The sequence below is a fragment of the Arcobacter peruensis genome, assembly GCF_003711085.1.
GTDB lineage: Bacteria > Campylobacterota > Campylobacteria > Campylobacterales > Arcobacteraceae > Poseidonibacter > Poseidonibacter parvus.
Window position 1 is genome coordinate 1,446,519 of record NZ_CP032363.1, and the last position, 26,135, is coordinate 1,472,653.

General features: G+C 26.8%; 23 protein-coding genes. 3 read left to right on the forward strand and 20 right to left on the reverse strand.

Annotated elements, in window-relative coordinates; translation table 11 throughout:
• The first annotated feature begins 5 nt into the window (after positions 1–5).
• On the forward strand, positions 6–518 hold the full coding sequence (locus D3Z07_RS07245; RefSeq protein ID WP_122893476.1) for a hypothetical protein: 513 nt from the start codon (positions 6–8) through the stop codon (positions 516–518).
• Positions 519–661: 143 nt separating this feature from the next.
• Here D3Z07_RS07245 and D3Z07_RS07250 read toward each other — a convergent pair whose 3' ends face one another.
• The gene (locus tag D3Z07_RS07250; protein WP_122893477.1) at positions 662–1,369 is read right to left on the reverse strand and encodes a DUF445 domain-containing protein; all 708 of its coding nucleotides are present in this window, start codon (positions 1,367–1,369) and stop codon (positions 662–664) included.
• Positions 1,370–1,492: 123 nt separating this feature from the next.
• On the opposite strand from D3Z07_RS07250, the gene D3Z07_RS07255 reads away from it, so the two are divergent.
• Positions 1,493–3,205 (forward strand): lysophospholipid acyltransferase family protein, encoded by a 1,713-nt coding sequence (locus D3Z07_RS07255; protein WP_122893478.1) that lies wholly within the window; start codon positions 1,493–1,495, stop codon positions 3,203–3,205.
• A gap of 8 nt (positions 3,206–3,213) precedes the next feature.
• Here the strand turns inward: D3Z07_RS07255 and D3Z07_RS07260 are convergent, their stop codons facing one another.
• From D3Z07_RS07260 to yajC, 12 genes are all read right to left on the reverse strand, one after another.
• Complete coding sequence (locus D3Z07_RS07260) at positions 3,214–4,827, reverse strand: cation:proton antiporter (protein ID WP_076084157.1); 1,614 nt, start codon at positions 4,825–4,827, stop codon at positions 3,214–3,216.
• 17 nt (positions 4,828–4,844) lie between these two features.
• Complete coding sequence (locus D3Z07_RS07265; RefSeq protein ID WP_122893479.1) at positions 4,845–6,968, reverse strand: DEAD/DEAH box helicase; 2,124 nt, start codon at positions 6,966–6,968, stop codon at positions 4,845–4,847.
• The gene (locus tag D3Z07_RS07270) at positions 6,955–7,392 is read right to left on the reverse strand and encodes a bactofilin family protein (RefSeq protein WP_076084151.1); all 438 of its coding nucleotides are present in this window, start codon (positions 7,390–7,392) and stop codon (positions 6,955–6,957) included. The genes D3Z07_RS07265 and D3Z07_RS07270 overlap by 14 nt, the downstream gene beginning before the upstream one ends.
• Positions 7,338–8,240: a M23 family metallopeptidase gene (locus D3Z07_RS07275; RefSeq protein ID WP_076084148.1), complete on the reverse strand. Its 903-nt coding sequence runs from the start codon at positions 8,238–8,240 to the stop codon at positions 7,338–7,340. The genes D3Z07_RS07270 and D3Z07_RS07275 overlap by 55 nt, the downstream gene beginning before the upstream one ends.
• Positions 8,230–9,399, reverse strand: a complete 1,170-nt coding sequence (locus D3Z07_RS07280) for a Mur ligase family protein (RefSeq protein ID WP_122893480.1) — start codon at positions 9,397–9,399, stop codon at positions 8,230–8,232. Before D3Z07_RS07280 ends, D3Z07_RS07275 begins: the two co-directional genes overlap by 11 nt.
• Before the next feature lie 3 nt (positions 9,400–9,402).
• Positions 9,403–9,948: an LPS assembly lipoprotein LptE gene (gene lptE / locus D3Z07_RS07285; protein ID WP_228200526.1), complete on the reverse strand. Its 546-nt coding sequence runs from the start codon at positions 9,946–9,948 to the stop codon at positions 9,403–9,405.
• 7 nt (positions 9,949–9,955) lie between these two features.
• Positions 9,956–12,421 (reverse strand): leucine--tRNA ligase, encoded by a 2,466-nt coding sequence (gene leuS, locus D3Z07_RS07290; RefSeq protein WP_122893481.1) that lies wholly within the window; start codon positions 12,419–12,421, stop codon positions 9,956–9,958.
• Positions 12,421–12,765 (reverse strand): DUF6394 family protein, encoded by a 345-nt coding sequence (locus tag D3Z07_RS07295; protein ID WP_076084139.1) that lies wholly within the window; start codon positions 12,763–12,765, stop codon positions 12,421–12,423. The genes leuS and D3Z07_RS07295 overlap by 1 nt, the downstream gene beginning before the upstream one ends.
• Positions 12,766–12,838: 73 nt before the next feature.
• Positions 12,839–13,330: a hypothetical protein gene (locus tag D3Z07_RS07300; protein WP_122893482.1), complete on the reverse strand. Its 492-nt coding sequence runs from the start codon at positions 13,328–13,330 to the stop codon at positions 12,839–12,841.
• Between the two features lie 130 nt (positions 13,331–13,460).
• Positions 13,461–14,429, reverse strand: coding sequence for a protein translocase subunit SecF (gene secF / locus D3Z07_RS07305; protein ID WP_076084133.1), 969 nt, complete (start codon positions 14,427–14,429; stop codon positions 13,461–13,463).
• Entirely contained in the window at positions 14,429–15,994 is a 1,566-nt protein-coding gene (secD, locus tag D3Z07_RS07310; protein WP_122893483.1) for a protein translocase subunit SecD, read from the reverse strand. The genes secF and secD overlap by 1 nt, the downstream gene beginning before the upstream one ends.
• 76 nt (positions 15,995–16,070) lie before the next feature.
• Positions 16,071–16,346 (reverse strand): preprotein translocase subunit YajC, encoded by a 276-nt coding sequence (gene yajC / locus D3Z07_RS07315; RefSeq protein ID WP_076084127.1) that lies wholly within the window; start codon positions 16,344–16,346, stop codon positions 16,071–16,073.
• A gap of 28 nt (positions 16,347–16,374) precedes the next feature.
• Between yajC and D3Z07_RS07320 the strand changes: the two genes are divergently transcribed.
• A complete protein-coding gene (locus D3Z07_RS07320) occupies positions 16,375–17,607 on the forward strand; it encodes an apolipoprotein N-acyltransferase (protein ID WP_122893484.1) in 1,233 nt (410 codons plus the stop codon).
• A gap of 7 nt (positions 17,608–17,614) precedes the next feature.
• Here D3Z07_RS07320 and D3Z07_RS07325 read toward each other — a convergent pair whose 3' ends face one another.
• The 7 genes from D3Z07_RS07325 to D3Z07_RS07355 are packed head-to-tail and all read right to left on the reverse strand — an operon-like array spanning position 17,615 to position 26,102.
• Positions 17,615–19,606 carry an EAL domain-containing protein gene (locus D3Z07_RS07325; protein ID WP_122893485.1) on the reverse strand — a complete coding sequence of 664 codons (1,992 nt, stop codon included), beginning with the start codon at positions 19,604–19,606 and terminating at the stop codon, positions 17,615–17,617.
• Between the two features lie 33 nt (positions 19,607–19,639).
• Positions 19,640–21,043, reverse strand: coding sequence for a CCA tRNA nucleotidyltransferase (locus D3Z07_RS07330; protein WP_122893486.1), 1,404 nt, complete (start codon positions 21,041–21,043; stop codon positions 19,640–19,642).
• A complete protein-coding gene (locus tag D3Z07_RS07335; protein ID WP_228200527.1) occupies positions 21,018–21,845 on the reverse strand; it encodes a mechanosensitive ion channel family protein in 828 nt (275 codons plus the stop codon). The genes D3Z07_RS07330 and D3Z07_RS07335 overlap by 26 nt, the downstream gene beginning before the upstream one ends.
• Before the next feature lie 16 nt (positions 21,846–21,861).
• Complete coding sequence (locus D3Z07_RS07340; RefSeq protein ID WP_122893487.1) at positions 21,862–23,583, reverse strand: proline--tRNA ligase; 1,722 nt, start codon at positions 23,581–23,583, stop codon at positions 21,862–21,864.
• 16 nt (positions 23,584–23,599) lie between these two features.
• Positions 23,600–24,892, reverse strand: a complete 1,293-nt coding sequence (gene hemA / locus D3Z07_RS07345; protein ID WP_076084112.1) for a glutamyl-tRNA reductase — start codon at positions 24,890–24,892, stop codon at positions 23,600–23,602.
• Positions 24,892–25,791 carry a polyprenyl synthetase family protein gene (locus D3Z07_RS07350; RefSeq protein WP_122893488.1) on the reverse strand — a complete coding sequence of 300 codons (900 nt, stop codon included), beginning with the start codon at positions 25,789–25,791 and terminating at the stop codon, positions 24,892–24,894. The genes hemA and D3Z07_RS07350 overlap by 1 nt, the downstream gene beginning before the upstream one ends.
• Before the next feature lie 8 nt (positions 25,792–25,799).
• Positions 25,800–26,102: a DUF2018 family protein gene (locus D3Z07_RS07355; protein ID WP_076084106.1), complete on the reverse strand. Its 303-nt coding sequence runs from the start codon at positions 26,100–26,102 to the stop codon at positions 25,800–25,802.
• Positions 26,103–26,135 lie beyond the last annotated feature (33 nt).

Below are 26,135 nucleotides of genomic sequence, written 5' to 3' on the forward strand. Positions count from 1 at the left end.
AAAGAATGGAAGATGAATCGCTAAGAATAGCTATATATGAACGATTAGGATTGGAATTTGGCAGTTTACCATCAGAAAGTGGTAATGATTGGCAAAGAGCAAAAGAAGAGGTCTTAACAGAACTAAAAGCAAAAGAATTTGAAAAATTTAAAAATTTAACAACGATAGATTATCTTACAATTGATAAAAATAGTGAAGAATTTAAATTAGCATTAAATTCGAACTCACTATTAACTCAAAACTATAAAATTTTGATAGCCAAAAGAGAAGATTTAATAGATGATGAGATTAATTATCTTATAAACCAAGATAACAAAGATATATCTATAAATATTGCAAGATACCAACAACTAAATATAAGTCAAATTGATAGAATTATTCCAAATAGTGTTTTTTTAACTAAAAAGTACCTAATAGAGAGTCAAAATTTAAACAATGAACAAAAGCAACAGTTGAATGAAATAATGAGTTTAAATAAAAGTTTTTATAAAGATTTAATAGAAAAAATCAATAAATGAAAAATACATACAGTATGCAATATCTTTTATTTACTTTTTATAATTCTCAATTTATATCAAAATATAGTAGTTTTTAAACCTTTTGTTGTAAAAATATGTTGTAAAATTTTATTATATTTAAATTTAAATACCCTATTTTAAGGTTAAGTTATAATAGTTGATATAAATCCAATTATTCCACCAAATACTGCACCCCAAACAACTAACCAACCTAAATGTTCTTTTATAATATTTTGAACCATAACTTTTACCATTGAAGGTGTTAATTCATCTAATCTTTTATTTACAATTGAACTTAATTTTTCATATATATCATCTGATAAACTATCTGATTTTAAAGCTTCTTCTAGTACATCTTGGAAAGCTTTTGATTTTGTGATATCTACAATTGAAGATTGAAGTTTATTTGTAAAAGGCTCTTTTAAAGGTTCAAGTGCAGCCTCTCCACCAAACATTCCTAACATTCCTCCAAAAGATGATTCCATTACTGATTCTTTTAAAGAATTATAAGCAGGTGTAAAATCTGTTTTATTTAATATCTTTTCAAAATCTATTGTATTTTTTGCACTATTCATCTCATCTTGAAAAAATCTTGATAAATTCTCTTTTGTAAAAAATTGATTCATTAATAAATTATGGATTGAATTTTTAAACTTTCCAAAATTCTTTTCAATTACTCCACTTCCATAAAGATAAGGGACTTTTTCAAAAAGCATGTGAATCGCAAGAGTATTTGTAATTGCTCCACTTAGAGCAAATAGCCCAACAGTAAAAATTATATCATAGCCATTTGAGTAACCATAAGCCATTATTAAAATTGTAAGTATATTAGTGATATCTGATTTATTCATGTAAAAAATCCTTTTTTAAAAAGTGATTTTAACATAAAAAATATTTTTAAAAACTTATTTCTTTTCTTAGGGCTGTTACCACTTTGTAATCAAAGATTATTACAATAAAAAAAAGGATTACATATGATAGATGTACAAAAAGAAATAGAAAAGAAGTTTCCAAATATAAACAAGAAACAAGACTTCTTAAAAAAATCTCTATTTAAAATTGCTAAAAGAATAGTCCATGAAGACTCTATAAACAAATTTTTAAAAGAAAACTCACATTTAAAAGGGCTTGAGTTTGTTGATTGCGTATTAGATTATTTCGATTTTGATTATAATGTTTCAAGTACAGATTTACAAAATATTCCAAGTTCAGGAAAAGTAGTGATTATTGCAAACCATCCTTTAGGAGGTTTAGATGCCCTTTGTTTACTAAGATTGATTTCTCAAGTAAGATCAGATGTAAAAATAGTAGCCAATGATTTTCTTGTAGGTTTTGATGCTTTAAATAATCTTTTAATTCCAATTGATAATTATAAAATTAGACAATCAAAAAAAGACATAAAAAATATATATGAAGCTCTAAAAAATGAAGAAGCAATCATTATTTTTCCAGCAGGTGAAGTAAGTCGGGCTAGTGGAAAAGGAATAAAAGATCCTTCATGGAGTAAAGGCTTTTTAAATTTCGCACAAAATTCAAACTCTCCAATTCTACCAATATTTTTAGATGCAAAAAACTCTAAAACATTTTATACTATTTCTCTAATAAATAAAACTTTTTCAACACTCTTACTTTCAAATGAGATGTTTAATAAAAAGTCAAAAAGAATAAATATTAAAATTGGAGAAATTATTCCAAATGAAAATATTAAACCAAAAGGCTTAGATAAAAAATATTTAATTAATCTTTATAAAAAACATTTATACTCACTAAAAAAAAGAAAAAAGAGTTTTTTCCAAACACAAAGTGCAATTGCACATCCTCAAAAAAGACAAGATCTAATTAATGAATTAAAATCTTCTCAATTAATTGGAGAGACAAATGATGGAAAAAAAATATATCTATATGATTACTCAGATGATTCAATTGTATTAAAAGAACTAGGGCGATTAAGAGAGCTATCTTTTAGGAAAGTTGGAGAAGGTATAAATAAAAAAAGAGATACTGATAAATATGATATATATTATCAACATATTATTCTTTGGGATGAGAATGACTTAGAAATTGTAGGTTCATATCGAATTGGCAATGCTAATTTTATTTTTAAGAATATTGGAGTAAAAGGTTTTTATTCAAATACTTTATTTAAATATAATGAAGGTTTAACTCCATATTTAAAAAACTCTATTGAACTTGGACGTAGTTTTGTTCAACCAAAATACTGGGGTACGAGAGCACTTGATTATTTATGGTATGGAATTGGAGCTTATTTAAAAAAGAATCCAAATATTAAGTATATGTTTGGTCCTGTGAGTATTAGTGCAAGTTTTCCAAGTATTGCAAAAGATATGATGATATTTTATTATTCACATTATTTCAAAGAGCCAAAACAATTAGTAAGTCCTAAACTTCCTTATCAATATTCAAATAATATAAATGAGATTAAAGAGCTATTTTGCTTAGATGATAAGAAAAAAGATTTTAAATTTTTAAAATCTACTCTTTTAGGGATGGGAGTTTCTGTTCCAACTTTATACAAACAATACAGTGAAATCACCGAAGAAGGTGGTGTAAAATTTTTAGGTTTTAATGTAGATCAAGATTTTGCAGATTGTGTTGATGGTTTTATTTTAGTAAATGTAAATAAAATTAAAAATGCTCCAAGAAAAAGATATATAGATAGAGAATAACTCTCTATCTAATCAAGTCTACAATACATAACTTCATCAACAACTGCTTTTGATAAATGCTTAGTTTCAACTACAATATGTTGTAAATGTAAACTTTCTAAAGTCTCTTTTTCACTCTCTGTTGTAACTGTAACGATTGTTTTTGTATTATGTGTTAAAGAATCAACTGCTTCACAAATTAAATGTAAGGCTTCAGGATTATTAACTGCTACAATTACAGCTGATGAACTAGTAACATTTACAGATGTTAAAATATGTCTTTGCGCTGCATTTCCAAATACAATTGGTTCTTTCCTATCTTGTCCAAGTTGGAAAAACTGTACATTATGCTCAATAATAATATATTTTTGACCTAAAGATTTAAGCTCTTCAACAATTGCTTGTCCATATCTTCCATATCCTAAAACAACAACATGATTTTCTGTATCTTTATCAATATTGTATGTAGTATTTACAACTAAAGGATCTTCGCTTATTAATAACCCTGCTGCTTTTGATAGGTTTTTTAGAATTATAGGTGTTAATATCATAGAAATTACTATAGTTACAATTAAAATTTGTGAATATGTTGGATCAACTAAACCTTGGCTTCTTCCTAATTCTAAAATTGCTAAAGAAAACTCTCCTATTTGAATTAGTGAGAATGCTGTTTTAAAAGCAACTCTTCTTGTATCATCAAGCCTAACTAATGAATAAATAATTAGATATTTAAGACCCATTAAAACCGGAAGTAAAACAAGAATAATTAAAATATAATCTGAAATTACTGTAAAATTAATTTGCATTCCAACTGTTATAAAAAATACACCTAATAAAATATTTCTAAAAGGAATAAGGTCAGCTTCTACTTGATGTTTAAATTTTGTTTCTGCAATCATCATACCTGCGATAAATGCACCAAGTGAGTATGAAAACCCAAAATAGTAAGCTAAGTATGATGATCCAATTGCTAGAAGTAAAACAGAAGCCACGAATAATTCATCAGACTTTGTTTTTGATACATGAGTTAAAAAAGGCTCAAGCAAATATTTACCTGATAAAAACAATAAGCCTAATAATACAACAGCAGCAATAAGTGTTTCAAAAATCATATATGCAACACTACTTTCTTCACCCATTGTGAAAAATGATATCATTAATAAAATAGGAATTACAGCAATGTCTTGCATAATTAAAATACCAAGAACTCTTTTTCCATAAGGTTTTTTAATCTCTTTTGTTTCATTAAAGGTTTTTAAAACAATTGCAGTTGAAGATAAAGAAAGTGCAGCACCTATTACCATTGAGGATTTAACATCTAAACCAATTGCGTAATGAGACACTAAAAAAACAAAAATTGTTGTAAGAATAATCTGCAAAGAACCTGTGAAGAAAACCTCTTTTTTCATCTTTTTTAAATGTTCAATTGAGAATTCTAATCCAATTGTAAACATTAAAAATACTACCCCAAACTCTGCTATTTCTTTTAAATCATGATTATTTACAGCATCGTGTAAATTAAAAGAGTAAGCAATGATAGTCCCTGTGATAATATAACCTATAATAGTGGGTAATTGAAATTTTTTTAAAATCAAATTTATTACTAATGCAATAAATATTGTCGCAACAATTATTCCTAACATTTTATATACTCCTTTTTTTATTTGTAATGCATTTGCTTATAACCTTCAGCTCTTTTTTTGAAAGCTGAATTAAGCATTGCATTATTTGAATCTAAAAAATCAATAGCTAAACACTCTTGATTTCCTCTTCCTATTCGTCCTAGATATTGAACTAACCTTCCATAATATGAAATTGGCGTTGCAAAAAGAATAGTATTTAAATGAGGGAAATCAATTCCTTCACCAAAATAAGAAGTAGTAGCAAGAATCAAAGATTTTTGTTTTACTAAATTCATATTTTTAACTTGTTCTTTTTTATTTTGACTTCCATGTATACTTACATAATCAATATTCTCACACATCAATAAATGCTCTAGAATATTTATATGCTCTATTCTATCAGTTAAAAGTAAAATTTTTCTATTAATATTGTTCTTTATTGCATCAATTATTAAATTATTTCTATTTTCATCAATACAAAGTTCATTTATTATACTTGCATAATTATCAGCTTGACAAATAAAATCTGTTCTTACAACTTCAAGTTTATTTGTATGTGTTCTTTTCTTTTTATATTCATAGGCAACATTTCCTAATTGTTGATATAAAATTGGCTGTAACCCATCTTTTCTATTGGGAGTTGCACTTAATCCTAAAATATATTTCCCTCTAAATTTTTTGATTATTTGCTCAAAAGTAAGAGCTGGTATATGATGACATTCATCAACAATTACAAAAGAATAATTATGTATATAATCTGGATTATTTTTTAAACTTTGCATTGTTGCAACATCAATAATTCCATTTAATTTATTTTGGCTTTTTCCAAGGTATCCTATATCTTTTTTGTCATATCCAAAATAATCAACAAATCTTTCTATCCATTGATTTAAGAGCATATTTTTATTAACTACTATTAAAGTTGAACAAGCTCTTTTTTCAAACATTTTCGCACCAAGTAAGGTTTTACCAAAACCTGGAGGTGCGACACAAATACAAAAGTCATTTTTTAAAATCTGGTTTATAGCATCATTTTGTTCTGGTCTTAAAGTAAATTGCACTTTTTTAGTTTCACATGAGTTAAAATATCTTTTATTTTCAACATTAAAAGACACTGCATTTGAAGTAAAAAAATCACAAACTTTCGATTGTAAACCTCTTGGAAGCATTAAGTGAGTGTTATCTTCTTCAAAGCTTTGTATAAGTCGTGGAGTATTGTACAAAGGCTTTCGTAAAGCCAATAATACTTTTATTTGAGGATTTTCAAAAGATGCAAAAGATTTCAATTTATTAATTAAACTTTTTGACAACTTTGCAGTTGGAATATATAAATAATCATATGAAACCATATCTATACAATCAAGTGGAAAATCAATATTCCCAAAATCTTTTTCTTCATTTAAACTTGAACTTGTTTGTGTGTTATTATAAATAATTTGTTTTGAAACTTTTTGAACATTATTTAAAACTACCCATTGGTCTTCATATATTTTATTTGTGTTTGCATCAATAAAAATAGTTTTATTCTTTTCTCTATTTTTTAAATGCAAAGGAATTTCAATGCAATTACCTAAATTTGATTTATTTGAAAATTCTTGATTTGGGTATGTTTTTGCATTTATATTTGCTTTTTTTAAAATATATGTAGCAAAATTATAAACAATTTTACTATCTATTGCTTCTTCTAAAAATATCCATGCTACTAAAGAATTATAAGTATTTAATTCATAATAAGCTCTAATATTTAGAGAGTTCAAAGCAATTTGAAGTTTAAATTTATTTTCATCTAAAATTTCAAAAGCAATAAATTTTGATAAATTATTTGAATCAATACAATAAGTTGCAAGATGTTGTAAACCTCTTAAATGTGCTTCTATTTCTTTATTTGTAATAGGTATAAAATCTTCACCTTGAAAAGTTTGTGTAACAGGATAAAACCCTTGTTTATTTCCATCCTTAGAAATCCATTTTTTTGCATAAATATCAAAACGTGCAATAAAAAGTGATTTAAATATATCTATTTTTTCAAGTTTTAAAAATGTAGTTTTTGATGATTTTTTAGTTTTTTCACTTTTTATTTTATCTTCAAGTTCTTTAATCTGTACTTCAATATTTTCTTTTTGTAAATAAAGATCTTCTAGTTTTTTTTCAAGACTTGTCATGAGCTATTGCAGAAGGTGAAACAATAATATTATTAATCTTTTGCTCAACTTCATTGTATCGACTTTTTAAATCAGAATTCTTTCTAATTCCTCTTCCTTCAAACTTTCCATTAGATTCTATAATTAGTTCATTATATTGCATATCCCCAATTACTTTTCCTTCTGCTAAAATTTGAACAATATTGCAATCAATTTTTCCATCAAACAGACCATTTACTACTAAATTATTTGCTTTTATATCTCCAATAACTTCACCTGTAAGGCCTATTGAAATTACATCAGCTTCTAAAATAACACCTTCAAACTTTCCATCAATATGAACTGTACCTTTTGTATTAATACCACCAATAATACATGTTCCTTGAGCTATTACAGTAGCTCCATTGGGTGTTGATCCTTTATCAGATTTATTAAAGACTCCCATTCAACTTTCCTTTCTTTTTTGAAAATACTCTCATACGTATTAAGATTCCAATTTATAAAATTTTTTGGACTAAGTAATGTACTTGCATATCTAATTTCATAATGTAAATGTGGACCTGAGCTCCTACCTGAACTACCTACTAGACCAATGATTTGGCCTTTCTTTACTATTTCACCAACTTTAACATAAGTTTTATGCATATGAGCAAAAGTAGTCTTAAATCCATAATTATGGCTTACTTTTATAACTCTACCATAATCTCCTACATTTTTACTTTGCACATGTTCTACTATTCCATCAGCAGTAGCACGAATTGGCGTTTTTCTAGGAGCTGCTAAATCAATACCGCGATGAAATTGTTTTCTTTTTGTTATTGGATTTATTCTATAACCAAAGTTTGAAGAAACCTTAATTTTATCAAGTGGTTTACCATTTGGAATTACTCTTAGAGTATATTTTTTCTTTTTAAGATTAATTGCAGACAAAGTTTTTTTACTAATTTCATCTTTAGTTGCATTTTTGCCAACTCCAATAATTGTGTGAATTTCATCAAGTTTTTGATTTAATTCATCAATATCATTAATCTTACTTTTTATTTGTATTGAATAAAGTTTATTTTGAGCAAGAAGTTTTTCTTCTTTTTCATTTAATATTTTAAATTCTATTTCTTTATTTTTCTTAACACTTGTGACTTCATTATCTAAATACGATATAAACCAAAAACTACAAGCTAATACTAATAAAACAATTAATATTACAGAAACCAGAACTTTTTTCAATAGCTGATGTATATTATAAGACTTTGTTCCTTTTATATCTGAAACAGTAATTATTAATCTATTTTTCATTTATCCCAATCAAATATAAGAATTTTTCAACAACTAAAAATGAACCAAAGACTAAATACTCTTCATTATCATTAATTTCAATTATTTCTTCATTTATTATATTCAATTTATCTATAATTTTTAATAAATTATTTTTAGGAACAATTCTTTTATCATCAAGTTCAATTATAATTATTTTATTTATTATTGGTTTTAATATTCTTAAAACTTCTTCATAATCTTTATCTGCATATGAATTATATATCAATGTAATTTTTTTATCTTTAAATTCTTCTTTTAAAACTTTTGCAGCAAGAGGATTATGCCCTACATCAATAGTTATATTTTTTCTAATTTTCTGACATCTTCCAAAAAGTTCAACATCATCAAAAAAATCTAAATTAAGAGAAATCTTTAGCTCTTCTAAACATTTGATTACTAGATGTAAATTACGTTTTAAATAAGTTGCAAACTTTTTATCTAAAGAATATTTTTCAAAGTTTTCTACATAGTCGATTTCAATATTTATATTTCTTTCTTTTAATATTTGTTCTTTTACTTTTTGTGCACTTTGTTTTACACTATCATGAAGTTGATAACCTATTAGCATTTTTTTATCAACTGAACGCATTTTAGTTTGTGCTATTTCTTCTACAGTATTTCCTAAAAAACTTTGATGGTCTAAATCAATTGTAGTTATTAAAGATAAATCATTTTTAACTACATTTGTAGCATCAAACTCACCACCTAAACCTGCTTCAAGAACAAGATAATCACAATTTTTTGATAAATAAAACGATAAAAGTGTAAGATACTCAAAATAAGTAAGTTTTTCTAATAAATCTAAAGGATATAACTCTTGTAAAAATTGATGTGCTTCTTCTAAATCAAAATCATTTACATCACTACCATTAATCCAAATTCGTTCATTTAATTTAATAATATGTGGAGAGCTATAATGTAAAACCTTGTAATTACTTTTATTCAAATAGTGAGCTAAAAACCTTCCTGTACTTCCTTTTCCATTTGTTCCAACAAGATGAATTACAAAAGGTAGATTAATTTTTTTAGATAGCAGTTCCCAAGAAGATTTTACTGTTGTAAAATCAATCTTGTCATAATAAAGAGTTTTAAACTCTAAAAATTGAGATAATGAAGCTTTTTTTAAATCAAGATTCATTAATTATTTTCTAAATGAAGCTACTGCAATTTTTGATAATACTTCATCTAAAGCATCATCTGAAGCTTCTTTAATCGCTTCAAATCTAATTGTATCAGTAATAGTATCATCGTCGTCATCACCAACTGAGAAATCATTTTCTCCACTAACAGTAAATGTTGTTGGGATATTTTTCTCTTTTTTAGTATAACTTACTAAAATATTTACACTAGCTCTGTAAAGTTGATTATATCCTTCACTATCATATTGTAAAACAGACATATCAACTGAATTTATTTTTAAATTCATAACAGTATCAGCTTGTGCTTCATCATAAACTAATTTAGCCCCTAATTTTTGTACTAATAATTGGTTCATTGAATCTTTTATTAAAACAGAATTTCTTGGGTCTTTTATATTAACAAATAAATTCACAAATACTTTTCCTGCTAATTCTTTTTTCGCATAAGAAACTGTAGGCTTATATCCGCAGCCATTAAGAGTAAAAAAACAAAAGCTTAAAGTTAAAAGTACAAATAGCACTTTTTTAATATTATTTATACTTTTCATACTTTAATTATCCTTTGATTACTAAGTTTACTAATTTATTAGGTACTACGATTTCTTTTATAATTTCTTTACCTTCAATCCATTTTTGTGAATTTTCTTTTGCAAGTGCTAAAATATCTTCTTTTGAAGCATTTGGTTCAACTTCAATTTCACATCTTTTCTTACCATTAATAGTTACAGCTAAATTTATTGAATCCATTTGGAAAACTTCTTCTTTTACTTCTAAAGTATTATTGAAATTCTCTTTTTTAAATAATGAATTAGATATTTCCCAACATGCATGAGGAATAATAGGCTCTAAAATATTAGATAATATATAATACCCTTCTGTCCAAACAAGCTCATTTTTTTGTGATGACAAGGCATTTAAAGCTTCCATTGATGAAGCTATTAAAGTATTAAATGTGTATGTTTTATTAAATACTTCATTAGATTTTTGTAAAGCTTCATATACTTTTTTTCTAGCATTTTTTTCATCTTTACTTAAATCATTATGATTAATATTTTTAAAACCATCTACTCCAACTTGAGTAACATTTGAAGCACGTTCAAAGAATTTTTTAATAAATCTAAATGCTCCTTCAACTGCTGAATCATTCCACTCTAATTCTTTAGTTGGAGGTGCAGCGAACATCATAAATAATCTTGCAGTATCAGCACCATAGTTCTTAACAATTAAATCAGGGTCTACTACATTTCCTTTAGATTTTGACATCTTAGCACCATCTTTTAAAACCATACCTTGTGTAAGAAGTTTTTTAAAGGGTTCTTTTGAGTTTGTATATCCTAAAGAATTAAGTGCTTTTGTAAAGAATCTTGCATATAAAAGGTGTAAAATTGCGTGTTCAATTCCACCAATATATTGATCTACATCCATCCAGTAATCACTATCTTCTTTTGAAATACCTTCTTCATTCCATTTTTTAGGATTTGTTGCATATCTTAAGAAATACCATGATGATTGTACAAAGGTATCTAAAGTATCAGTTTCTCTTATAGCATCTTTTCCACATTTAGGACAAGATGTATGTTTCCATGTAGGATGTGTATCTAAAGGATTACCCTCACCTGTAATTTCTACATCTTCAGGTAATGCAATTGGTAAGTTCTCACTTTTTTCAGGAACTAATCCACAAGAATCACAATGAACAAAGGGAATAGGAGCTCCCCAATATCTTTGTCTTGAAATTCCCCAATCTCTTAATTTGAAATTAACTTTTTTTATACCTAATGAATTTTGCTCAAAATGGTAAGTTATAGCTTTTTTAGCTTTTGTATTTTTTAATCCTGTAAAACTTTCAGAATTAATTAATTCACCTTCAAAGACATAAGCTTCTGTTTGATTTTCGATTAAACCATCACTTCCTACAATTACTTGTTTTATTGGTAAATCATATTGTTTTGCAAATTCAAAGTCTCTTTGATCATGAGCAGGAACAGCCATTACTGCACCTCCACCATAAGAAGCTAAAACAAAGTTTGCAACCCATACAGGAATTGTTTCACCAGTTAAAGGATGCATTACATCAATTTCTAATGATACTCCAGCTTTATTTTGTGTTGCTCTATCTCTTTCACTTACTTTTTGCATATCTTTAATTGCTTGAAGTTTTTTCTCAGGTAACAACTTATGTTCTAAAATATACTTAACAATTGGATGTTCTGGTGCAAGTGCTGAATATGAAATTCCATAAATTGTATCAGGTCTAGTTGTAAATACTAAATATTTAGAAAAAGATCTATTTAATTTATTTTTTGCATCAATAGATAATTCAAATTTAAACTCTAAACCTTCACTTCTCCCAATCCAATTTTCTTGCATTGTTAAAACTTGTGAAGGCCATGTGTCTTTTAGTCCATCTAAATCATCAAGTAATTCTTGTGCATATTTTGTAATACCAATATAATATCCTGGCATTTCTTTTTGCTCAACAGGTGTGTCACATCTCCAACAACATCCTTCTTCTACTTGTTCATTTGCTAAAACTGTATGACAAGGTTCACACCAATTAACTGTTGTAGATTTTCTATATAATAACTCTTCTTCATACATTTTTATGATGAATTCTTGTTCCCATTTTGTATATAACTCATCAGAAGTAGCAAACTCTCTAGTTTCAGAGAAAGATAAACCTAAACCTTTTAACTCATCTTTCATATAATCAATATTTTCATAAGTCCATTTTTTAGGATGTGACTTATGTTTTATTGCTGCATTTTCAGCTGGCATTCCAAAACTATCCCAACCAATTGGATGTAAAACGTTAAAATCAGATTTTCTAAAGTGTCTAGCAAAAGCATCACCTAAACAGTAGTTTCTAACATGCCCCATGTGAATCCGTCCACTTGGGTAGGGAAACATACTTAAGATATATTTTTTTTCTTTACTTTTATCATCTTCTGGTTCGAAAGATTTATTTTCGCTCCAAAATTTTTGCCATTTATCTTCAATTGCTTTTGCACTGTATTCCATTAAAATTCTTCCTTGTCTTGACTTTTTGCGCTTTCTATTAATGCTAAGGCTATTGAGAAAATATTTGCAACAACTGCACCAATAGCTAATGAAATTGCTAAAGATATATCATTCATAAAAGTTAATACCATAAATGCTGGAATTAGATGTAAATCTGCTACTAATGAACTTGCTAGTAATTCTGCTGCTAATAAGTTTTTAACACCAAGTTTTAAAACTGTTGATATTACATTTACACCTGCTGCTATGAATAATGCTATTTCATTTTGTTCATATAAAAACCCAGCTGTAGTTGTAAGAGACATTAGTGAGAAAAATATATATGTTACTTTACCCCAATCCATTTTTATCCTTTTATAGTTTTACTTTTAAATTAATAGGAGATAATAGCTAATTTTTAATAATAAATTGCTTCTACTAACTTTGCTTTTTAGTTTTGATAGCTGAAAACATTTTAATTAATAAGTAGATAATAACTATTTTTAATAGCACTTGAAAAATCATATAAAAACCAAAACCATCAATTCCTAATTCAAAAGGATTTAGGTTATGAAGTAATAAATTAAAAGTCAAGTCATGTGTAATTGCAAGATAAATACAAACTGAACCATACAAGCTTAATATTACAAACTGTTTTCTATACATAAATATTATACTACTTACAAGATACCAAACAAAAGATACAAAAATTGCAGAGATTAAAAGTTCTTTGAAAATACTCTCTTCCATATAAAAAATATAAGCTTTTCCAACATCAAGATAAATATACTCTAGAATACTAGAAAAAAGTTCCAAAATAACTATCCAAATAAATGCCAATACCCAATCTTTTCCATTATTTGATGTTACTTTATCAAATTTATTTAAATAGTTTTTAAATTTATTTGCAGATAAATTATTCTCTTTCACTTTAATCTCCAGAATCTTTTTTAATTAGTGTACTAATTCTATATCAAATATAATTAAATAGTCTTAAATAAAAAAAGGCTAAGAAGAAACTTCTTAGCCTTTTTAAACAAACTTGTAAATTATAAAAAAATTACATAGTACCTTGTTCGTACATAGCTCTCATTTTATCTTTTTCTTTTTGTCTTTTTAATTTATTTGCTTCTTTAGTTCTAAAATCATCAATTGAGAATTTTAATTGAACTAAAAAAGATGCTGCAATAAATATAGATGAATAAGTACCTACAATAACTCCTACAAGCATTGTAAAGGCAAATCCATTAATAATCTCACCACCGAATAAATAAAGCGTTACAACAACAAAGAATGTTGTTAATGAAGTAAGAGTAGTTCTTGATAAAGTTTTACTTACAGATTCATTTACAACTTTTTCTAAAATAGACTCTTTTGAAGTTTGAACACCTTCTCTAATTCTATCAAATACAATAATAGTATCATTAAGAGAGTATCCTAAAATTGTTAAAATCGCAGCTAAAATATCAAGATTAACTTCAATGCTAAATAAACTAATAGCACCCATTGCAATTATAATATCATGAGCAAGTGCTAAAATAGAAGCAACTGCAAAACGCCATTCAAATCTGAATGATACATAAGCTAGAATTACAATTAAAGATAAAGCTAAAGCCATGATACCTTTTTCTCTTAATTCACCACCTACTTTTGGTCCTACAATATCAACTCTTCTGATTTCAAAATCACCAGTTGGTTTTAATATTTGGTGCATTTCATCACCAATATCATTTGCAATATTTGAAGATGAACCTGTAATTCTAATTACAACTTCATCAGGGCTTCCAAATTCTGTAATTGAAGCATTATTGTATTTTGTATCTTTTAAAATATTTCTAATATCATTTATTGGAGCTTTTTGTTCATATTTAGCTTGAACAATAGTTCCTCCTTCAAAATCAATACCAAAATTAAGACCTTTTGTAAACAATAAAACAATTGAAGCAATAACTAATAAAGAAGATAAACCTAAGAAGGGTAATCTACTTCCCATAAAATTATAAATTTTATTTGATTTAAAAATTTCCATTAGCTAACTCCAAACCATTTTTTTAAGTCTTTATCTTTTGATATTTTTCCTTGTAATGCTTCATAGATACCATGAGTACCTAAAATAGCAGTTAACATTGAAGCTAAAATACCAATAGAAATAGTAACAGCGAAACCTTTAATAGGTCCTGTTCCATATGCATATAAAATTACAGCAACTAAAAGTGTTGTAACATTTGCATCTAAAATTGCTCTCATTGCATTAGAGTAGCCATCTTCGATAGATTTTGCAACTGAGTTTCCAGCTTTTAATAATTCTCTAATTCTTTCACTAATAATAACATTAGCATCAACAGCCATACCAACTGTTAATACAATTCCTGCCATACCAGGTAAAGTAAGTGTTGCTCCAAACATTGCCATAACCGAGATGATTATGAAAATATTTGTAATTAATGCAATATTTGCAATAACTCCAGCACGTCTGTAATAAACTATCATAAATACAAATACTATTAAAAAACCTGAAACTAAAGCAATTGTAGAAGCTTTAATTGAATCAGCACCAAGTGATGGTCCAACAGATCTTTTTTCAAGTAAATTAACAGAAGCAGGTAATGCTCCTGATCTTAAAGCAATTGCAACGTTTCCCGCTTCTAAAGTTGAAAATCCTCCAGATATTTGTCCAGAACCACCACCGATTCTTTCTCTAATATTAGGTGCTGAATATACTTTCCCATCTAAAACAACAGCTAATCTTTTTCCTACACTTCTTCCTGTAAAGTCTCCAAAAATTCTAGCACCTGTAGAGTTAAGTGTAAAGTTAATTATAGGTTGATTCCCTTGATCAAATGCAACTTGCGCATCAATTACTTGAGAACCATTTAAAATTGGAATTTCTTTTACTAGATATTTTCTATTAGCATCATTTGTATCTTCTAAAATTATGTCACCATATTCAGAAGCTTGTGATCTTGTAAGTGTATATACTTGATCAGCTCTTTCTTCATCAACTTCCATAAGTTCTAGTTTTGCAGGTTTTGAAATAAGTTCTCTTGCTGCTTTTTCTTCAGCTTGAGTTTTAATTCCTGGCAATTCTACTACAATATCAGTAGCACCTTGTCTTACAACAGAAGGCTCAGCAAGTCCAAATTGGTCAAGTCTATTTCTAATTGTTTCAACAGCTTGTGATACGGCTGAATCTTTTGTTTTTTCTATATCATCTGCTGTCAAAATAAGAGTATAAGACAAGTCGTTTTTTGAAACTTCAAGCCCTTTTATTTGCTTTAACATTTCATCCATTTTTGGAATTTCGTCTTTATCTAATACAGTAAAGTTAACACTTTCATCATCAATAGATAAACCATCAATAAGTAAGTCTTCATCATCAGCATAATATTTTACTGTTGTTGCAATTGTTTTGATTTTAGAAATTACGGCTTCATGAGTATTCACACCAAGTCGCATGTGAAGTCCACCTTGTAAATCAAGTCCTAGAGATATTTTTTTTCCGCTATCTGTTTGTAAAAAAGATGGAATTGCAAAAACAACACCAAATATAATACTTAATGCAAAGATAACAAGTCTATAATTAAAGATTTTCAATCTTGGTCCTTAGTAAGGGTTTTGTATTTTGAAGTGTAAAACATGTAAATAATTTACATGTTTTATATAATGAAGTTTAGTCTTCTAAAAGTTTAGAAACAAACTCTTTAACAAGCTTCATTTCTGCACCGTCACTATTTTTAACAGTAAGGCTTTCTTCACCTACATTAGAAACTTCTACGATTAAGCCTCCATTTGTTACAATCTTATCACCTTTTTTTAAGTTAGCAATCATCTCTTTATGAGCTTTAGCTTGTTTTTGTTGTGGTCTAATGATTAAGAAGTAAAATATTGCAAATAATGCAACAAGAGGTAATAATGAGCTTATTAAATCAGTACTTGAACTGTCCATTAAATTTCCTTTTTATAAGTAGTTTATTTTGTTTTTAGTAAAACGCGCTAATTTTAACAAAAAATTTATAATAAAGGGCTTGATTACTGGTATTTTATTAAGTGCTTTTATTTACTTAAGTTATTTTAACATCGAATATAGATTTATCAATACAATTTTAGGGCTTTTAGGACTATATTTTTTACTTACTATTCCAAGACCATCTGCATTTTTTGCAGGTTTCACAACTGGTGTTTTATGGTGTTATTGGATGACTGTAAGTTTAGAATATTATGATTTAGTTTATTTAACTCCAATTTTGTTAATTTTAATTGGCCTTGTTTATGGCTTGATTTTTTTAATATTTACTATATTTGATAAAACATCAATAAGACTAATTTTAATATTTGCATTTACATTTATAGCTCCTTTTGGTTTTAATTGGATGAAGTTTGAACTTATATTTATTGATTCATATTTAGGTACGTCGAAAGAAGATTTTGCATTAATTTTACTTTCATTATTTTTGATGATAAAACTTCATAGAATGAAAATATTATCAATTCTTCCACTACTTTTTGCAATAAATATTCAAAATGGTTTATATATAGACAATCCAAATGCGAAAATAGCTATGCCACAAATGAATATAAAACAAAATCTTAAATGGGAAAAAGATTACAGAAATACAATATTTGAAAAGAATTTGTTTGAAATAAACAAAGCAATTGAAAATAAAAAAGATTTAGTAATTTTACCGGAAACTGCATATCCAACACTTTTAAATAAAGATGAAGTTTTATTAAAACAATTAAAAGAGAAATCATACAAAATTGATATTATTGCGGGTTCTTTATTTTTAGAAGATAATCAGTACTACAATGCAACTTATCACATATCAAATGGTATTGTTAAAATTGCAAAAAAAGTTGTTTTGGTTCCCTTTGGTGAAGAAATACCTTTTCCAAAATTTCTTGTTAATATAATTAATGATATTTTTTACAATGGTGCACAAGATTATGCAAAAGCTTCTGAAGCAACTGATTTCGAAATAAAAGGACAAAAGTTCAGAAATGCAATATGTTATGAAGCAACAACTGATAAAATATTTGAAAATTTAAATGATGTTAAATATATGATTGCAACTTCTAATAATGCATGGTTTACACCTTCAATTGAACCAACACTACAGAAGTTATTACTTAAGTATTATTCAAAAAAATATGATATTACGATTTTTCATGTTGTAAATGGAAGTGAAAACTTTATATTTAGACCCTAAATTTACTCTAAAAAGATTTTGAATATTGATAAACTTCATCAAAACAAATAGCTTTTGAATAATACCATCCTTGAATTATATTAATTTTGGGATTAACTAGTTTATCATATTCATCTTGTGTTTCAATTCCTTCTAAAATTATTTGATAATTTAAGTCTGAACATAATTCACAAATGTTTTTGTATAAAATAAACCCTTTTTTATCTTTTGTATACTCGATTATTTTTCTATCTATTTTTACACTACTAAGTGGTATTTCATAAAGAATAGAGAAGTTGGTAAAACCAACTCCTAAATCATCTAATGAGATTTTAAAACCTTCTTGTTTCATCAATTTAATATTTTCAAAAACATTTTTATTTAACGAAGACCGTCTTTCAATAATTTCAAAACAAATATTATAACCTTTTAGAATACTAATAATATCATTGATATAATTTTTGTCCTCTAAAGTATGAGGAAAAATATTAATTGAAATTTCTGGATAAAAATCTTTTTCAGCCCATAATTCTAAATCTTTTTTAACTTCTTTGCATACCCAAATATCAATTATTGAAGCTAAACCTGAATCTTCAATATCAATAATAAAATCAGGTCCTCTCATAATCCCATTTTTGTCTTTTATTCTTATAAGTGCTTCAAATTCATTACAAGTTTTATTCTGAATATTTATTTTAGGTTGATAATAAAGAGTAAGATTATCTTGATTTATCTCATCAATAATTTTATTGATTTTATGATGAGATTTAATAAGAGAAGATTGAGCTTCTTGAAATTTAATGTCTCTTCTTGATTCAACTTCTAAAGAAATATCAAATTTTCTTGCAGTTTTTTCTAGCGAAAGAGTAGAACTTTGAGTTCTTGTATAACTTTTAATAAATGGCATATAAATAAAAGATCCAATAATAATAAGAAAAAGTTGAAAAAGTATAGCAATTATATTTCCATCTGTACTTAAATAAATATTCATTAAAGCAGGAGTTGTCCAAGGAAGAAATGTATCATTAAAAAGAATAATATCTGTATAAGAAATAAAAATATACGATAGTGTAAAATTAAAAATAGGAACTAATATAAAAGGAATTATTAAAGAAAAATTCATAAAAATAGGTATTCCGAAGATTAATATTTCATTGATATTAAAAATAACAAAAGGCAAAGACATTTTTCCAATTAATGTGGTATGTTTATCTTTTGAAAATAGAAATATTGACAAAAGTAAAGATAATCCTGCACCTGAACCACCAAGAAGCACAAATAAATTAAAAAACTCTTTGTAAGTTAAGTTCTCTGAAATGAAATTATCAAGAATTTGAATATTAATTAATGTATCAAAAAAGTTAATACCATGGATTCCTAGTAACCATAAGAAATTAGATATTATTGTTCGGAAAAAAAGAAGCAAAGTCTCTTGACCTTCTTCAAAAATAGTTATATTACTGGTTAAATCTAATGCAATACTAACGCTTGAAAAAAGAAATGTTAGAAGAAAAAAAATTAAGATAAAAGGTATAATATAAATTAACATAGTTGCAATATTATTTGAAATACTATTATTTAATTTTTCTTGATAAGATTTTGATATTTTTAAATAATTTGAAAGTAAAAAATTTACTACAAGTGGTATTAAAATTGCAAATATCATAGATTGAGGTAAGATATATTTTTCTATGTTAATACCAAATACAATTAATTCTACGCATAAATAAATAATTAAAGATAAAATAATTGTCAAAAATCTATTAGCACTTGTGAAATGGGAGTTTGTCAAATGAAATGAAATACTAATATTGACTAATAAAGGCAACAAACCAACTACTAATTTTACTAAATTATGTGATTCTTCTAATGTAAAAAAAGATGAGAATAAATTAAAATGCTTTAATATTTCAATTAATAATAAAACTGTTGAATATAAAACATAATAAGGCACTAATGAAATAAAAGAAGCTCTTAAAATATTAATAATTTCTAAAAACTTATTTTTAATTAATATCATTATAAATCCTAATTTCTTCTATTTTATCCTATATTACTTTTTATATCTTTTAATTACTCTCTTTATTATTTTATTCTTTTCTAAATTTTCTTCAATTTGTAAATCTAATGCAAAATCTAAAACTTCTTTAAATTGTTTTGATGGTTTCATACCAAGAGCTATTAAATCTCGTCCAAGTACAAGTGGTTTAAGTGCTGATTTTTCAATATTTAATTCTTTTGCTTGCTCTAAAAGCCAAGATGTAGCTTTTGGGCATTTTTCTTTATCTTTTATATCTCGACCTAAACAATCTGCTAGACAAACTAAACATAAATCTTCAATATTAACTTTTAAGGATAATCTTTTTACTGCCTTTAATGAAGAATCTGCTAAATATAATTGAAAAGGTGCTAAGTGATTTTTTACTAAAGGAAGTATCAAATCTACAAATTTTTTTTCATTTGTAAGTCTTGCTAAAAAAGTTTTTGTAGGTTCAATTCCTAAACTTTCATGTTTATGCGAAGTTATTCTTCCATTTATTTCTTCAGTACAAAGAGGCTTTCCTAAATCATGACAAAGTTCTGCATAAAATAAATATAAAATTCTATATTCATCTTTTATTTCTTTTTCTCTTATTATTTTTGCCATTTCATCTAAAGTCATTAAAGTATGAACCCAAACATCACCTTCAGGATGATACTCTTTATCTTGTTTACAATTTACTAAGGCTTGAAGTTCAGGAAAGTATCTTAAAGCACCTAACTCTTTTAATAATTTAAACCCTATTGATGGTTTTTGTGATTTTAAAAAAAGTTTTTTGAACTCTTCATAAATTCGCTCAATTGCTAAGTGTTTTAAATCATCATTTAAAACCATTTTTTCGCAAAGTTCTTTTGTCTTTTCATCCACATCAAATTCAAATCTTGAAGCAAATTGAATAACTCGATAAACTCTTAAAGCATCTTCAATAAAAGTATCATCATTTATATGTTTTAGCTTTTTATTTTCTAAATCTTTTATTCCATTAAAGGGGTCTAAAAACTCATCATTTATAAAATCATAGCCAATTGAATTAATTGTAAAATCACGCCTTAAAGCAGCTTCTTCATAGCTTAAAAAAGCATTTGTACTTACCTCAAAGTCATTATGACCAAGACCAATTTTTTTTTCTGTTCTTGCAAGTGCAAAATCAAAGTCATATTCATCTATTTTTAGAGTTAAAACTCCAAAAGATTTTCCTACAAGTTTAACATTACCAAATTTTTTTAAGGATTTTTCTATAGTTTCTAAGCAGTTTATTTCAAAGATTTCAACATCATAATCTTTACAAGGAATTTGTAAAAGACTGTCTCTCACACAGCCACCTACTAAAATAGGTTTTGCTCCTATTTTTTGTAGGTCATTTAAAATCTCTTCTAATATTGAAGGAATATTAGGCTTGATTATGGTGATGCACATCTTGTTGAGGATAAGGAATTGAAATTCCTTCTTTATCAAATCTTAATTTAACTTGCTCAGTTAAATCAAACTTTACAGCCCAATAATCAGGCGTATTAACCCAAGCTCTAACTACAAAGTTTACAGAAGAATCAGCTAGTTCTGAAACAGCTACTGTTAAACCTTTATTATGAATAATTCTGTCATCGCTTTCTAAAATATTTGTTAAAACATCTTTTGTTTTTTTAATATCATCATCATAACCAATACCTACAAGTAAATCTACTCTTCTAGTTGGATTAGCATTTACATTTACAATAGTTCCAGATGTAATTGCACCATTTGGTACAATCATTTTTTGATTATCACCTGTAATAATTACAGAACTGAAAATTGAAATCTCTTTTACAGTTCCTGATACTCCAGCAACTGTTACAAAATCACCTAATTTAAAAGGTTTAAACATAATTAGCATAACACCAGAAGCAAAGTTTCCAAGTGAATCTTTAAGTGCAAGACCAATAGCTAAACCAGCAGCTCCTAAGATTGCAAAAAACGAAGTTGTTTCAACTCCTAATTTTGAAAGTGCTGTTAAAACAACAACCATCATTAAAATATAGTAAATAATATTTTCTAAAAATCTTACTAATGTTTCATCCATACCTTTTACTTTATTAAGTAAAACAACTATAACATCTGTAATTTTTCTAGCTATCCATTTACCAATAACAAATACTGCAATTGCTACTAAAATATTAATTCCAATAGGAATAGCCATATCAATTAATGCATTTATTCGTTCTGCGTTTAAATATTCTTCCAATTTTTTTCCTAATTTTTTATATTAATTCTTGTAATTTTGATACAACATTTTCAATTGAAACTTCAATTTTATCTGCTGTATTTTTTCTATCTACGATTTCAACTAAACCATCTTGTAATTTTTTACCAACAACAACAGCGTAAGGGAATCCAATTAATTCAAAATCACCCATTTTAAATCCAAATCTTTCTTTTACTCTATCATCAATAATAGTTGAAATACCTGCACTTTTTAAATCTTCATAGATTTTAAGTCCTGCGTTTAACTCATCTTCTTTTTTTCCATTTGAAACAATTACATCAACCATAAAAGGAGCAGTTGTTTTAGTCCAAATACATCCTTTATCGTCATGATGTTGCTCAATTACAGCTGCAACTAATCTAGAAATACCAACACCATAGCAACCCATAATAAATGATTGTGATTTTCCATTTTGATCTAAGAATTTTGCATCCATTGCTTCAGAGTATTTATTTCCTAATTGGAAAATATGTCCAGCTTCAATTCCTTTTGTATATTCTAATTTTCCACCACAACAAGAACAAATATCACCTTCTTGAACTGTGATTAAATCAGCATATTTAGCATCTTTTAATGCAGATAAATCAGTATTTACAAAATGATAGTGCTCTTCATTTGCTCCACAAGCAAGACCTACTTCATTTTCTAATTCACTATCAATTACAAAATTAATTTCCTCAGGTAAATTAAAAGGTCCACAATAACCTGGAGTTAGACCAGCAGTTTTAAGCTCTTCTTCTGAAATATCTTCTAATTCTAAAGCAGCAATAGCATTACAAGCTTTTGTTTCTTCTAGTTCATCATCACCTCTTACAAAGAAAATAACAGCTTCACTATTTTCTTCATAAATAGCTTTTTTCATTACAGCTTTAATATTTTGTGCTTTTGCAACACTTAAAAAATTTGAAACGTCTTCTATTGTTTTTAAATCTTGTGTTAAAACTTTTTCCATAGTTGCAGGAGTATTTGTATTTTCAAACCATGCATCAAAATGTCTTTTTTTTCTAACAGCAGCTTCAATATTTGCACCATATTCACAATCAGGACAAACTACAATAGTATCTTCACCAGAATTTGCTAATACGTGAAATTCTTTTGAACCACTTCCACCAATAGCACCACTATCAGCTTCTACAACTCTAAACTCTAGACCTAATCTATTATAGATTTTTTTATAAGTCTCTTCCATTAGATTAAATTCTCTTACTAAATCTTCTTGCGTTGAGTGGAAAGAATAAGCATCTTTCATTAAGAATTCTCTACCTCTCATAAGACCAAATCTAGGTCTTGCTTCATCTCTAAATTTTAAGTTGATATGATAAAGATTTAATGGTAAATCTTTATATGAAGTTACTCTATTTTTTACAATATTTACAACTGCTTCTTCATTTGTAGGTGATAATACATAATCAGCACCTTTTCTATCTTTAAATTTAAGTAACTCAGGACCCATTGCAGTTGAACGACCTGATTCATCCCAATAAGACATTGGTGTAACAAATCCCATTTGAATTTCATTACAACCTGCATTATCCATTTCTTCTTTTACAATTGTTTTGATTTTTTCAAGAACAATTTTACCTAATGGTAAAAAATCATAAATTCCAGCACCAGTTTGATTAATAAACCCACCTCTTACTAAATATTGATGAGATGGTAAAGTTGCATCTTTTGGAGCTTCTTTAGTTGTTGGCATAAATAATCTGCTAAATTTCATTAATTGTTATCCTATTTTAATTTTTTGATAAATGTTCACATTTGTATTGTTCATGATTTTCATCACTATTTTGTGCGAACATATTTTGTATTGTTCCTACTACAATATCACATTCCATATTTTTAGAAATATTCTTTAATTTCTTTGATGGAGTGTGTAGATATTCTGTAATAACTGTTTGACAAAGTTTTCTAATATTCTCTTCATCTTCAGCTCTTATAAAACCTTTTTTTATTGCATGTTCTACTTTTTTATCTATCACAGAATCAGCTTTTGTATAAAGGTTTTTTACAACTGGTTCTATATCTAAAGATTTTAACCAATCGTAAAATTCTAAAGACATTTTACTTACAATTGAATATGCAGTTTTAGCTTGTTCTGCTCTTAAACTCATATTTTCATTTACTATATCTTGTAAATCGTCAACTGAATAAATCTCTAAACCAAATTTATTAATATCATCTATATCTCTTGGAACTGCAATATCAAACCAATATCTTTGAAAATCTACATCAGGAGTATTATCTTCTGTAATAATTGGATAGGGAGCTGAAGTTGCTGTTATCATTACAGGAACTTGACCTAAAAGTGTAGATAAACTCTCATAAGGTGCTACATCAATATTTTCTTCAAAACTATTTGCTAAATTTTGAGCTTTTTTAATATCTCTACTTGTTAAAATTACATCAAAACCACTTGAAAGTAAATGCTTGATTGTTAATTCACTCATTTCTCCAGCACCAATTACAAGAGCTTTTACACCACATGTATTTTTGATAATATCTTTTGCTTTTGCAACTGCTGTGGAAGCCACTGAAACAGAACCAGTTCCTAATGATGTTGCATTTCTTACTGTTGCTGCACACTTAAAAGCATAGTGCATTATTCTAATAATCTTTTGGTCACAGTGCCCTTTTGATTGAGAAAATCTAAAAGCATCTTTTAACTGTCCTACAATTTGCGTTTCACCAATTACAAGTGAATCAAGTGCAGAAGCAACAGTGAAAAGATGGTGAACAGCTCCATCATTATCATAAATATCTGCACGTTTATATAAAACATCATATTCAACGCTAGAATAAATTGCTAGTTGTTTTAAAATTAATTTTGCACTATTGTTGGGGTTTAAAGATCTTGTGATTATTTCAACTCTATTACATGTTGATAATAAAACTGCTTCTTTTGTAATACCATCTTCTAAAATTAATTTTAAAAATCTATCTTTTTCTTCATCAGATCCAAAAGCTAGTTTTTCTCTCATTTCAATATCTGTATTTTTATGAGAAAAACTAATTATTAAATAACTCATTAAAACTCTCTTTCAATCATTGCTTTCATTATAAAAATTAAAGTTTGACTATTCTCTTCATCTTTAACAGCTTGTATTGCTTCATTACCAATGTCTTTTGCCATTTTAATTGAATCTTCTAAAGCTTTTGTTTCACTCATTTGCTCTTTAATCCAAGAAGATTCTTCTTGTGATAAATCTTTTTTATATAATTTTTCTAGCTTTGATTTATCTTCTAATCTTTCATGTAATAAAAGATAAGGAATAGTTACTTTACCTTCTACAAAATCCAACATTGCAGGTTTTCCTAAAGTAGCACTATCTTGTGTGATATCTAAAATATCATCTATCATTTGAAAAGCAAGACCAAGGTTTCTACCATAAAGGGCATATTTCTCTTCATCTAAACCTGCTAGTATAGCTGCTGCTTTTGCTGCTGCTTCAATTAATGAAGCAGTTTTTTTATAAATCATATCATTATATTTTTCATAAGAAGTATTAAAACTATTTGTTAAATCTACATCTAACATTTCACCAATACTAAGTAGTGTAACTGCATTAGAAACTGTATATGCAATTTTTTTATCCATTAAAGTAAGTTGCGTGAAGGCTTTTGAATAAAGAATATCTCCAAACATAATAGATGTTTTATTATCATATAAAGCATTTACAGAAGGTTTTCCTCTTCTAGTATCTGCTTCATCAATAACATCATCATGCAATAGTGATGCAGCATGAATCATCTCAACAACTGCACATAATTTTATACTCTCAATACTTTCACCTGCAATTTTTAAAATAAGTTTAGATCTTAGCATCTTTCCAGTTGCTAATTTTTCTAATAATTCTAAACTTTTTTCATCATTACAATCTTCTACAAATCTCTTTATTTGACTTTTTACAGCTTCTAACTCTTCCACTTTTTACCTTATGAATCTAATCTACAAATAATCTCACCAGTAAATTCAACGTATAAACCTTTTTTTACTGCATTTACTTTTTCTATATTATCAAAAGTGTATTGCTTAATAACTTGATTGATATCAAAGTCTTCGCCTTTTCCTTCTGAAAGCATCATTTCTAATACTGCTAATTTTTCAATTACTTTATCCCATTCATCTTCAACAACATCAACAGATGCCTCTCTACTTACATCAAAAAACTTTGATTTTGGGCTTCCCATAAATATATCATCTTCATCTTCACTTAACCATTCATTAAAAACTGACATTATTTTTCCTTTTATTTTCTTTTATTTTATTTT

Bases quoted from the DNA above. Each gene is read 5' to 3' on its own strand.
- D3Z07_RS07245 (WP_122893476.1), top strand. From the start codon at position 6: ATGGAAGATGAATCGCTAAGAATAGCTATATATGAACGATTAGGATTG.
- D3Z07_RS07250 (WP_122893477.1), bottom strand. From the start codon at position 1,369: ATGAATAAATCAGATATCACTAATATACTTACAATTTTAATAATGGCT.
- D3Z07_RS07255 (WP_122893478.1), top strand. From the start codon at position 1,493: ATGATAGATGTACAAAAAGAAATAGAAAAGAAGTTTCCAAATATAAAC.
- D3Z07_RS07260 (WP_076084157.1), bottom strand. From the start codon at position 4,827: ATGTTAGGAATAATTGTTGCGACAATATTTATTGCATTAGTAATAAAT.
- D3Z07_RS07265 (WP_122893479.1), bottom strand. From the start codon at position 6,968: ATGACAAGTCTTGAAAAAAAACTAGAAGATCTTTATTTACAAAAAGAA.
- D3Z07_RS07270 (WP_076084151.1), bottom strand. From the start codon at position 7,392: ATGGGAGTCTTTAATAAATCTGATAAAGGATCAACACCCAATGGAGCT.
- D3Z07_RS07275 (WP_076084148.1), bottom strand. From the start codon at position 8,240: ATGAAAAATAGATTAATAATTACTGTTTCAGATATAAAAGGAACAAAG.
- D3Z07_RS07280 (WP_122893480.1), bottom strand. From the start codon at position 9,399: ATGAATCTTGATTTAAAAAAAGCTTCATTATCTCAATTTTTAGAGTTT.
- lptE (WP_228200526.1), bottom strand. From the start codon at position 9,948: ATGAAAAGTATAAATAATATTAAAAAAGTGCTATTTGTACTTTTAACT.
- leuS (WP_122893481.1), bottom strand. From the start codon at position 12,421: ATGGAATACAGTGCAAAAGCAATTGAAGATAAATGGCAAAAATTTTGG.
- D3Z07_RS07295 (WP_076084139.1), bottom strand. From the start codon at position 12,765: ATGGATTGGGGTAAAGTAACATATATATTTTTCTCACTAATGTCTCTT.
- secF (WP_076084133.1), bottom strand. From the start codon at position 14,429: ATGGAAATTTTTAAATCAAATAAAATTTATAATTTTATGGGAAGTAGA.
- yajC (WP_076084127.1), bottom strand. From the start codon at position 16,346: ATGGACAGTTCAAGTACTGATTTAATAAGCTCATTATTACCTCTTGTT.
- D3Z07_RS07325 (WP_122893485.1), bottom strand. From the start codon at position 19,606: ATGATATTAATTAAAAATAAGTTTTTAGAAATTATTAATATTTTAAGA.
- D3Z07_RS07330 (WP_122893486.1), bottom strand. From the start codon at position 21,043: ATGTGCATCACCATAATCAAGCCTAATATTCCTTCAATATTAGAAGAG.
- D3Z07_RS07340 (WP_122893487.1), bottom strand. From the start codon at position 23,583: ATGAAATTTAGCAGATTATTTATGCCAACAACTAAAGAAGCTCCAAAA.
- hemA (WP_076084112.1), bottom strand. From the start codon at position 24,892: ATGAGTTATTTAATAATTAGTTTTTCTCATAAAAATACAGATATTGAA.
- D3Z07_RS07355 (WP_076084106.1), bottom strand. From the start codon at position 26,102: ATGTCAGTTTTTAATGAATGGTTAAGTGAAGATGAAGATGATATATTT.